This is a genomic window from Rhizobium sp. P2_G9, from assembly GCF_056403475.1.
The window spans coordinates 61,040-71,829 of sequence record NZ_JBFUFK010000043.1; the positions used below are offsets into that span (position 1 = coordinate 61,040).

Below are 10,790 nucleotides of genomic sequence, written 5' to 3' on the forward strand. Positions count from 1 at the left end.
GGCAAAGCTGGAAATGGAGAGAAAGTCCTATGACCGCCCCGGAATTAGAAGCAAAGGGCGGCCCGAAGCCGCCCTTTTCCTACATCGGGACATAGCCCCCGAATGTCAGTTCGGTGGTGATCAGCTTCACCATCGCGACCCTCGACTCGGAATAGCCTTCCGTGACGCCGGTAATGTCGAAGCCGAGCTTGCCTTGCAGCCTGAGCGACGCCGGATTGTCGACAATCACAGCCGAATAGAGGGTCTCGCCCATATGCGCGGCGAAGAATCGGGCGACGACGGCGTTGAGCGCCTCCGTCATGATGCCTTTGCCCCACTGGCTCTCATCGAGCCAATAGCCGACATGAAAGCCCGCACGGCCATGCGCCTCGCGCCACTCGATGGCGACCACCCCGATCAGACGATCGGCCTCGTTGCCATTGGCGGCTTCGGCACCCGGCATCAGGATGGCGCGGACGCCACCCAGCGTGAWCGCGAACACCCAGGCGCCTGCACCATCGGCCTCGAGCCCACCGAGCCAATCCTCGGCATCTTCAAGATGATAGGGCTGCGGCACCCGCGTCAGCATCTGGGCGACACGATAGTTCGCCAAACCTGCCGTGATCGCTGCCGCATCCTTCGCCTCCGGCCGGCGCAGTGTCAGCCGCCCCGTCCGGATTGTCGGCTGCGGCCCAAGCGGGCCGGTGTCAACAGGCTGGCCAAGGCCGGGCGGCAGCGGCAGGTCGGCGAAGAAATCCTTTGAAAGCGCGTTCATCTCGCACCTCCCCAATGTCTCAGCGAACCCCAGGTCTTGCGGTCGAGCCGGAACCACTCGACCGCGACCGTACCGCCCAGCGCCAGCGACGGCATCATGCCCGTGCCCTGGAACTGGAAGCCGCATTTCTGCAGCACCCGCCGCGAGGCGATGTTCATCACCCGCACCCGGCCATCGATGAAATCGAGGTCGGAATGCTGGAAGCCGAAATCGATCAGGGTCTGCGCGGCTTCCGTGGCGAGCCCCCTGTTCCAATGCGGTTCGCCCAGCCAGAAGCCGATCTCCATGCCGTGTCCGCCGGCCTGGACCTCTAGCGCGCAGCAGCCGAGGAACTCCCCGGTGTCGTTTCGTGTCACGGCATAAACGCATTTGCCCATCGCGCCCGAAATCACGCGGCCGACAAAATTCTCGGCATCCTTCGGCGTATAGGGGTGCGGCATGCGCGACACTTTGGACGCGACATTGATGTTGTTGGCGAGATGGGCAATTGCGTTGCTGTCCGTGACGGCGGGCGCGCGCAAGAGCAGGCGCTCCGAAGCCAGGACCGGACTGGTCAGTTCCTGCGGCAACGGCCGCGTCTCACTCAAGATCTGTTGGCTTGAGCTTTGTTGTAATGGACTTTGCATGACTGCCTCCATGGTCAAAACGAAAAGGGAAGATGGGTACCGCCCCATCTTCCCTTTTGAACCCTGGAGGTCTTGCGACCTGAAGTGCCAGCCGGGCCTATGAGGCGCCGGCTGTTTTAAAGAGCACCGGCTTACTCTGCTGCGGCCGCCGTTTTCGGCATGACGGACACGTACACTCGGCCATTGGCTTTGGTACGGTATTCGACATTGCCTTCAGTGACCGCAAAAATGGTGTGATCCGTGCCCATGCCGACGTTTGCGCCGGGATGCCACTGGGTGCCGCGCTGACGCACGATGATGTTGCCGGAAATCACGGCTTCGCCGCCGAACTTCTTGACGCCGAGGCGCTTCGAGTTGGAGTCGCGACCGTTGCGCGAGGAACCGCCAGCTTTTTTATGTGCCATTGTAGTTCTCCTAGTCCTCTAACTTCGATCAGGCCGCGATTTCGAGAATGCGAACCGTGGTGAAATGCTGGCGGTGGCCCTTCTTGCGCTTGGAATTCTGGCGGCGGCGCTTGACGAAAGAAATGGTCTTCCGCGTGCGGCCCTGGCCGACGACTTCCGCAGTCACGACAGCGCCTTCTACAAAAGGCGCACCGATCTTGGCGCTGGCACCCTCGCCGACAACGAGGACTTCTTTGAATTCGATCTTCGTACCGGCTTCGCCTTCGAGCTTTTCGATGGCGATCACGTCGTTGGCAGCAACCTGGTACTGCTTCCCGCCGGTCTTGATGACTGCGAACATCTTTTATCCTTTCATGTTCTTGAACACGATCTCGATCCTGGGCTTGCAAGCCCCGACCGGATGGTCTTTTTGTCAGTCGGTTGGTCTTTGGCGGAAATCCGCCGGTGAATGCCTGCCTTTCGGCAAACATAAACTCCAGCCGAGGATAGAGCTATCCGCAGCTTTCTGCACTGCGTGTACGTGAGGGTCACGAGTCTGTCAAGCCAAGCCCCGGCAAAGAAACACGGTTTGGCTGGTTTTTCTGACCCGAGCTTGCCTTTTTCGCCGCCACACCTCCGCCTTGCCAGGCTCGGCCAGCCACTGTCAGGAACGAAAGCCGTTATAGAGAAGGTGGAGGGGTTGACTGCCTGAAAAACGACAGTCACTCGCCCTTCCCGGAATAGACCGTGATTGCGAACTCGAACAACTGTCGCGCGCCCGACAATGCCTCGCCGCTGTCAATGCCCTCGATCGTACCGAGCAGAGAACAAAACTGCTTCCAGCGAACGGCATCGCCAGCCGCTGAACTGGCTGCCACTCTCGGTGATACCTATGAGGCGCGGCGTCAGATAGCTTGCCGCAAGCTCACTGGCAAACCGAACGCGTCAAGACCAACCCGGCAGTCAAAATGCGAAATTCTTGAGACGGTCTTCAAGCCCAAGGATGGTCGGAATATCGGCATTGGCGAAGGCGAAACGCAGGTAGCGCTGCTGCCCTTCACCGAAATAATCGCCGGGAAGGCAGACAACGCCGAATTCGCGCGCCAGCCTTTGCGCCACGGCCTCCGATGACACATTGGCGAACGGATGCCGGACATAGGCGAAATACGCGCCGAGTGACTCGATCCTCCAGGCAGGCAACGCCGCCATCACTTGCCGGAGCGCCGCAGCGCGACCGGCAATCTCCCGCCGGTTGGCGCGCCGCCAATCGACGAGCGCCGGAATGGCCTTGGCAACCGATGCCTGTGCCGCGCGCGGCGCGCAGATCTGCAGATTATCCATCACCTTCGTCACTTGTCTGGCCATTTCCGGGCTCGCAGTGATCGCACCCAGGCGATGGCCGGCGATGCAATAGGCCTTCGAAAAGCTGTAGGTCAGCGCAAGCCCGTCTTCCCAACCTGGTGTCGACAGCAGTTGATGCGGCGGCATTTGATTTTCGTCGASAAAATCGCGATAGGTCTCGTCGATGAYSAGCCATGTGCCGTTCTGCTGGCAGAGCGCGAAAATCTCGTCGAGCAAAGCCGGCGAACAGATGGCGCCCGTCGGATTGTTGGGCGTTACCAGCACGAGCGCCTTGATGCCGGGCCTAAGCACTGCCTTCACCGCCTGCAGGTCGGGCAGGAAAGCATTCTCGGCGTCCACTGCGAAGGTTGTCAGCTTGATGCCGAGCATATCGAGTGCGGCTTTGTGGTTGAAATAGAATGGATTGGTCACGGCGACCGTATCCCCTGCCCCGGCAATCGCCATGATCAGGCACACGAACGCCTGGTTGGCTCCGGACGTGATATGGATGTTCTCGGCTGACACCGGAGCGCTGTAGAGTTCTGCGACATGTGCTGCATAGGCTTGGCGCAACGCGAGTTCGCCTTCGATATCACCGTAACCGGTATAGGCTCGCGACCCCGCAGCCTCGGCGAGCCAAGCCAGCATGTCCGGATGTGGCGGATAACCGGGCACCGCTTGGCTGAGGCTGATGAGCCCGCCCCGCGAGCCATTATAGGCGTTGCCCCAGGACATCGCCGATGGCACCGCCGGCGGCGACAATGTAGCGACGCGGGGATTGAATGCAGGCATGATCGACCTCCAGAGCATCTCGCACCGCGGCGACTTCGCGCCTATGCCTCTGCCCACTTTCGAAATGACTGGCGTCCAGAGTTTCGGTTTCCCAAAGCAGCGCCCACCGCCCATAAAGCTCAGAACCAGGAGGATTTCCAGCGTTCAGACGCACCAACTACCCGGATTGGGAGGGTAACGCGACATCATGCCTCTCGACGCGATCCTTGGCATTGCCACATCGAGCCAATCTCTTGATGAGCCGGCACACTGAAGCCACACAGAAGCGGCGCCGACGTGATCCCAGCCGCCACAATAAGCTCACATCCACTGCGCAAATTCTTCACAGCCTATCTTGCGCTTGCCTTTTTTCGTCGCTATATCCCCGCCCACGCTTCGCCCGACCGGCTCGACCAGCCACCACCGAGGGCGAAAGTGAATGCGGAGAGGTGGTAGAGTGGTCGATTGCACCGCACTCGAAATGCGGAGTACCTTTACGGGTACCGTGGGTTCGAATCCCACCCTCTCCGCCACAGCTTAATTGGTCGAAGAAGTACAATTAAATCAGTAGATTGCAGGCACCCATGTTCATATTGGTACCCCAAGTCAGTACCCCAACATAAAATATTGTCCCGGCCCGACACGGATTGAAGCGCACGACTAGCCAAGGGATGGCAGATGCACTTGACATGGTCTTGTCTCGGCAATCTATTTATGATCGTTATGCCCCAAAGACCTACCAACGCAGCCGCAGATAAAGAAAAACAGACTTGCCGGAACCCTGGAAACGGGGTCGAAGAATATCAAAGTCAAGCTTAGTGTCGGCCAGCGGCCTACCTTAGAGCGCTGGGCACTGCGCGAGGCATCAATGCGGATAACCAAGATGCGGCCTGCTCGATTACACTTTGTCCACCAATGTCCGAGCACATCCTGGCAAATCGCGGTTGAGGCAATTTGTGCATTCCCGCGTTATGCTGTCGACGTTATGTCATTTCACAGACTAAGGATAGAATTACAGGATACCAGCGCCGGATCGTGCCGGACCCCAAACAGGGATTAGGCAGTTATCTTGACCGTTACGGGCGCCTTAACCTTCTGGTAAAGAGTGTTTACATTTTCATGGCGCAGTTGCACGCTGATCGCAAATGCTTGTTCTTCAATCTCGGCCGGAGCCCAGCGCCTTGCGCACCACACAGCCACAAAATAGCGGTCGCCATAGCCGCTAATGTCAGCCTTTCCCACATATGTTCCAGCTTGCAAGGTCCCTCGTTCCCGCAGCTTTGATCCGATGTCTATAGGGCAGACATACTTAGTTTCAAATTCAGGGGGGGCACCCTCCTGAGCTTCCCACTTCCTGAACCGGTCAAATACCTCTTCCTGAGTCGCGCCTCGTAAAAGCCGCCAACCCATTGTCACCCCGAGATATTCCGCCCGCGTGTGTCGTGTAGGAGGATCGAATGCCAGAACGACACGGATTTCCTTGGCACCCTTCTCCGTCTGAAACTCGTATGGGATTGGAACCTCATAGACGCCAAAGTGATCCAACTTCAATCTATCTTCAGCAAACAAAACAACACGCGTGTCGTCGGAACTCGCCGCCTCAATCGCATTTACCACTCCGTTTCCATACGGGATTATCAGGTCTTTGACCGCCAGCGGATTCGGACGGGCCAAAGGAGCACTTGGTATGCGAGCAGAGGTTGCTAAAAGGACACGTAGCAGGTTTGCTGAAGATTTCGGGAATTCGGATAGCAACAACGCCGCTTTGTAAGCCAGATTTGGAGCTGCAAATGAGGTGCCGGAGCGGGAGCGGAATGGTTTCTCAAGCGGTTTGTGGTGAAAGGCCCATATCCCGGCAGCAGGTTTCTGATTGCCGTTGACGAGTGCCTGAGTAGGACCGTCCCAAACTGCATTCCCGCCGAAATCGACAAAGTCGGGCTTGATCATTTCGCGTACGCCTGGGCCACATCGTGTGAACGGCGAAGGCTCTTCTTTGCCGCATATAGGCTGCACGCCAACTATGCCCTTATCTTCATCCGACAACCCATTAGAGTTCGCAATTGCCCCAACCGACAGTAAATTAACTCCAATGGCAGGAGAGATCAGGCGTGAGGCTGGGTCTAGGAGCAATTTTGGATACGCCGCCATGATCTTATCGTTGTACGTCGCGGTCAAATCACCGCGATTTCCTGCCGAAACAATAATGAGGATGTCCAACTCTCTCGCGAGTGAATCAAGGGTAGCGGTCCAGGGGTCAACTCTGGTGCCGTCATACACGTTGTTGGCATCACCAAGCGAAATGTTGATGATCCTGCAGCCATACTCGTCATGCAGCTTACGGATTGACTTTTCCATAAGCTCAGGAACGGACATTTCCTTCGGGAACTTACCGTTCGCCGTCGTTACTCTCGCGCTGGCGATCCTGAATTGGGCATCGAAGTTCTTCGCGTCAATTCGCGCTGAGATATCGCCGAACGCAGCTATTGATGCTACGGACGTGCCGTGGCCGCCCTCGTCCTCTGCGCCGAAACTCTTTGCAACAGTAAATGCGCCCGCCTCTGTAGGGGTAAGCAGCTTATGACCGAAGTTGACGCCACTGTCGACGATGCCAATCGTTACGGCTCCATCAGAGGGGGCCTTTCCGGCCTCCAAGTCGGGAAGATTTACATGGTCGATATCATCTGGACCGAGATCAGGTTCAGGCGGGAGATCTACCAAGGCGAGTTCGGGCAATTGTAACGCATCCCGCACACCTTGGCCCATGCATGTCGCTCGAACAAGAAGTAAATAGTTGCCATTGTAAATGCTTATAACTTCGCCGCCCGCCTTCTTGATTACCATTTCAAGGCGAAAAATGAACATATCAGCGTCGGCTTTTATTGCAGGCCGATGTAGTTCGAAATCAAGTGTATAACTCTGGTCTAGGTCAAACGTATCCGGTTCCTCAAAGCCTTTTGCCTTCAGCCCGCGCCCGATACGGTCTGTAGGTTGGACTAGCGAGACCTCCTCTATGGCGCTGATCAACTGGTTATATGGAGGAGCTTTTTGCCCATCGGGTATTTTCCCGCGATACGCGTCTACCTTTTGATGAAAAGCTGCAAGCGATCTGTCGTTTGCAAACAGCACCGTTGTTCTATCGCCATCGATAGATAATACACTGAGACCAAGTTTTGGCCACTCCTCTTCAGGAACTAACCCTACGACTTTGATTTTCAAAATCAGTGATGGATCCACTCCTTCAATTGCCGGGACCTTGAGAAATTCAGCTTGAGTGGAAGCAATCTCTTTTTTAATCAATGCGCCGTGCTGCGCCGCCTGCCTCTGAACCCCTCCCGGAAAGCCACCATTTTTTCGCCTGAGCAACTCCCCTTCGACCCTATTCAAGGGCAGATGTGAGTACGTTGCCATTTCTCTCCCTACTCATCACTTCGCGCTCTGAATGTTATCGCGAATTCCAATTCGTCGTTTCTCGTCGCGTATAGAAGCAGAAAACGACTGTCTACTCAAGGTTGATTTTCGAGCCACAATCTCTCGCTTAATCGCCGAAAAGCATATCCGTTCGATTTCTGCAAAAGACATGCCCTCAAGTTCCGTAATGAAATCTTGAAAATCCACGTCGACATCAAAATTTCTGGTCTTGACCTCGAGAAGTCGCGATATTTGACGAGGTGTTGGAGGCTTGAAGAATACGACCTCATCGAAACGACGCCATGCGGCAGCGTCGATTGAACTTTGAAGATTGGTTGCCGCGATCATCAGTCCGCGTCCTTCAAACTCCTCAATTAACATAAGTAAGCTGTTTACTACACGCCTGATCTCATTATGTTCAGATGCATCTGTTCGGCTTCTGCCCAAGGCATCGAACTCATCGAGAAATAAAACACTCGGTGCCAGCGATGCCGCTTCGAATAGCTGCCGAAGATTGCTCGCGGTCTCGCCAAGAAAGGTGGTTATTATGCTATCCAGTCGAGCTACGACCAGTGGCATCTTTAGTTCGAATGCCAATACTTCAGCACATAGTGTTTTACCGCATCCAGGGGGTCCGCAAAACAACAGCTTTGATCGCGGTTTCAGCCCGAAGCGGCGGATATCGTCGCCACGTCTGAATTCTTCAACTATTTCCGAAAGAACTCTATAATTTTCCGCATCGAGGACAATGTCTGAAACGCGGTGCGTTGGATCCACATAATGGAAGAGGTCTGCCCCCTTGCTATTCTTCCTCGTCAGGGCCACGAGTTTGCCGGATTGCCTACCCGACTTCGAGGCTGTTTTCTTGGGAGTGATTGCAGCGATTGATGTCTCCTCCGCAAGCGAAGCGAACGCCGATTGTCGGTCGTCTGCATCTTCACTTAGGCGACTTGCAAAAGCAAACCCCTTAAAGTCAGGTTTCATATTCTCAATCCAACGTGCGATTTCGTGGTCGGCGAACTGTACGCCTAGTGGGTTACAGCAGCCGAGACGATATATCCACCCATGTTTCATGATGCCAGCAGTGTCCAACCTTGGCCGTTTGAGGTTGTGCTTGTATTTACAATATGATGCATTCACGCCTCGGCAATTGGCTGCAAAGCTGTCCACAACATTCGACAAAAGGTGATATGTCGGACGGTCAATTTTGGTGCGGACCAATTTTCTTAAGCAGTGGCAGGTAGATTTGTTCATGACTATCAAGCCCAAGAAGACCTTCAGGGGCACTTGGCAGAGCAAGAAGAATAGACTTACCGAATTCGTGAGGACGATCGTGAAGGGCCCTAACGTCGCGCCTAACCATGGCTGGCGGCATACCTTTAAGATGCGAGGCTTCGAGGCTGGCATACAAGAGAAAGTGCTTGATGCGATCTGCGGGCATGCTCCTGGCACCGTGGGAAGGGCTTATGGCAGCGTCACAATGCAAACAAAGGTTGACGCTCTTAGTATTTTCCCGCGATACATGATCCCAGAACGGATCGACATGGGCGTCGGCAGACAATGAGGAAAATTCTCCTGATCACATTCGTGGTCTTCTCAATCGGTCCCCTATTTGGCTATTGGTATTTGTATGGAAGCCCTCTTCCGCGGCTAAACTTTCGCGACCCCATCACATGGGTCTCTCTTTATGGCCTTGTGGCTGGTTATATTGGAGTATTCTTCTCGGCCTTTGCTGCCATTGAAGTATACGGATTATCAACGCGATATCGGAGCAAGATCCGCTTGCCGATGGAAAAGCGCAAGCTGACGAAGGTCACCACTCGCCTTTCTGAGGCATCAGCGGAGAACGCCCGTTCTTTGCTATCGGGTGCTTTGATGTCTGAGATAATGGTTTGCTTGAACTCAATTGTGAGGCTTAGCGACGGGACCATCAAGCAAAACGCTAAGAAGGCACTGAAACTACATGCTGAAGTTGTTGATTGGGCTCGCGCAAACATCGGAAGTGAGGAGCCCATGCATTCCTGCCAGCACTTCTACACACTTTACGAACAGTTGAACGTGGTAAAATTAGAGATAGACAACTCTATTGCAGACGAGAAGGCCACCTAAATGAGCTACACGAATAAAGATTGGCTGAATGCTATAACTCGCCTGATAGAAAAGACGTCAAAAGGTGAATACAAATGGCGGCTAACCGATAAGTTTCGAGAAGACCCGTATGAAGAGACGGATTCCGCATATGAGCTATGGATCAAACTCAACCGCTATGTTGTCCGATGCGTAAAAATCAGGGAGTATTTTAGCGAAGAACCTAATGACTACATGTGGTCTGGTGGCTTTCACCGACTAGAAATCTACCACGACGACGAGCAAGGGAGGCCGGTAAAAGTGGCCGTGGCCCCTCAGCTCGATGCCGTCCGCGATCTCTTTCTGAAGGTTCAAGCGTCTTACGCGTTTAATCAAGGGATTTTGGATGATCTTTTGAAAGGTGAGGACGATTAGACGCTGGCCTTCAATATCCTGAAGACGCTTGCCCTGCTAATCCCCAAGGCCGCTACGATCTCCATAGGGGCTTTGCCTTCCTGCCTCAGCCGCATCACTTCAGTCGCCTTATCGCGTGCCGTAGGTGCCCGCCCCTTGTATTTCCCTTCCGCCTTGGCCTTAGCGATACCTTCACGCTGCCTCTCAAGCATCAACTCGCGTTCGAACTCCGCGATAGACCCCAAGAGATTCAGCATGAGCTTCCCCGTGGGCGTCCCCGTGTCCAAGTTGAGGGCCAAGATGCGTAACTCCACGCCCTTCTTGCGCAGCGTCCCAGTGATCTCCACAAGGTCCGCCACTGAGCGGGCCAGACGGTCCAACTTCGTGACGATCAAAACGTCCCCGTCGCGAACATACTCCAAGGCCCGCTCAAGCTCCTGCCTGCGGTTCGCCACTGAGGAAATCTCCTCCTTGAATACCTTGTTGCAGCCGGCCGCGTGGAGGTCCCGGAGCTGGGCTTCAAGCCCTGCCTTCTGGTCTGTGGTGGAGGTGCGGGCGTAGCCGATGAGGACAGGTGAGGGCATGGAAGGGTCTCCGTGAGTATCGCTAGGGTCGCGGACAAAGTGATACTTACAGTCTCAAATGTCAAGACCTATTCGTGTGAGACGCAAAGAGAGACCTCTTGTGGAGACTCACAAGGGCAAGCCCTATTGAGACCGCAGTGTGCGACGGGAGGGCTCGAATGTTGGCTGCAATGCTTATTGGATATCCCGTCCAGCAATAGGCAGCGCGACGGATCAGTGAGATCGCCGACAAGCCGCGCCCATTTCGATCTGCGCAGGGCGGGACGGGGGGAAGTGCCTTTGCGTTGCCACGTGATCCCGTATCTCGCGTGAGGGACTGAACCGCGCCGGATTTGCCGGAGACCCCAACTCGTGAGAAGTAGGGTCTATGACAAGCAAGACGACGAACAAATTTTCCCCTGAAGTCCGCGCCCGCGCCGTTCGAATGGTGTCGGAACATGAG

At 55.2% G+C, this 10,790-nt stretch carries 11 protein-coding genes and 1 tRNA gene; 3 read left to right on the forward strand and 9 right to left on the reverse strand.

Translation table 11 applies throughout. From position 1 onward, the window contains the following. Window positions 1–79: 79 nt before the first annotated feature. The 6 genes from AC1DYF_RS30015 to AC1DYF_RS30040 all read right to left on the reverse strand — a co-directional run bounded on the left by AC1DYF_RS30015 (window position 80) and on the right by AC1DYF_RS30040 (window position 3,896). Window positions 80–754 (reverse strand): GNAT family N-acetyltransferase, encoded by a 675-nt coding sequence (locus tag AC1DYF_RS30015; RefSeq protein WP_477881206.1) that lies wholly within the window; start codon window positions 752–754, stop codon window positions 80–82. Next, complete coding sequence (locus AC1DYF_RS30020) at window positions 751–1,380, reverse strand: GNAT family N-acetyltransferase (protein ID WP_477881207.1); 630 nt, start codon at window positions 1,378–1,380, stop codon at window positions 751–753. Before AC1DYF_RS30020 ends, AC1DYF_RS30015 begins: the two co-directional genes overlap by 4 nt. Before the next feature lie 131 nt (window positions 1,381–1,511). Further along, window positions 1,512–1,784, reverse strand: a complete 273-nt coding sequence (gene rpmA, locus AC1DYF_RS30025) for a 50S ribosomal protein L27 (RefSeq protein WP_477881209.1) — start codon at window positions 1,782–1,784, stop codon at window positions 1,512–1,514. Window positions 1,785–1,812: 28 nt separating this feature from the next. After that, window positions 1,813–2,124, reverse strand: a complete 312-nt coding sequence (rplU, locus tag AC1DYF_RS30030; RefSeq protein WP_477881210.1) for a 50S ribosomal protein L21 — start codon at window positions 2,122–2,124, stop codon at window positions 1,813–1,815. 361 nt (window positions 2,125–2,485) lie between these two features. Beyond that, window positions 2,486–2,641, reverse strand: a complete 156-nt coding sequence (locus AC1DYF_RS30035) for a hypothetical protein (RefSeq protein ID WP_477881212.1) — start codon at window positions 2,639–2,641, stop codon at window positions 2,486–2,488. 85 nt (window positions 2,642–2,726) lie between these two features. After that, complete coding sequence (locus AC1DYF_RS30040) at window positions 2,727–3,896, reverse strand: aminotransferase (protein WP_477881213.1); 1,170 nt, start codon at window positions 3,894–3,896, stop codon at window positions 2,727–2,729. Window positions 3,897–4,318: 422 nt separating this feature from the next. Here AC1DYF_RS30040 and AC1DYF_RS30045 point away from each other — a divergent pair. Further along, window positions 4,319–4,408 (forward strand) — tRNA-Ser (locus AC1DYF_RS30045). A 523-nt stretch (window positions 4,409–4,931) separates the two neighbouring features. On the opposite strand, the gene AC1DYF_RS30050 is transcribed toward AC1DYF_RS30045, so the two are convergent. Beyond that, a complete protein-coding gene (locus tag AC1DYF_RS30050) occupies window positions 4,932–7,283 on the reverse strand; it encodes a S8 family peptidase (protein ID WP_477881215.1) in 2,352 nt (783 codons plus the stop codon). A 15-nt stretch (window positions 7,284–7,298) separates the two neighbouring features. Further along, entirely contained in the window at window positions 7,299–8,537 is a 1,239-nt protein-coding gene (locus AC1DYF_RS30055) for an AAA family ATPase (protein ID WP_477881217.1), read from the reverse strand. A gap of 306 nt (window positions 8,538–8,843) precedes the next feature. Here AC1DYF_RS30055 and AC1DYF_RS30060 point away from each other — a divergent pair, with 306 nt between their 5' ends. Together AC1DYF_RS30060 and AC1DYF_RS30065 are read left to right on the forward strand one after the other, a co-directional pair. After that, window positions 8,844–9,392 (forward strand): hypothetical protein, encoded by a 549-nt coding sequence (locus tag AC1DYF_RS30060; protein WP_477881219.1) that lies wholly within the window; start codon window positions 8,844–8,846, stop codon window positions 9,390–9,392. Next, entirely contained in the window at window positions 9,393–9,785 is a 393-nt protein-coding gene (locus AC1DYF_RS30065) for a hypothetical protein (protein WP_477881220.1), read from the forward strand. It begins immediately after the preceding gene. On the opposite strand, the gene AC1DYF_RS30070 is transcribed toward AC1DYF_RS30065, so the two are convergent. Beyond that, window positions 9,782–10,348, reverse strand: a complete 567-nt coding sequence (locus AC1DYF_RS30070; protein ID WP_477881221.1) for a recombinase family protein — start codon at window positions 10,346–10,348, stop codon at window positions 9,782–9,784. The genes AC1DYF_RS30065 and AC1DYF_RS30070 overlap by 4 nt on opposite strands. Window positions 10,349–10,790: the final 442 nt, after the last annotated feature.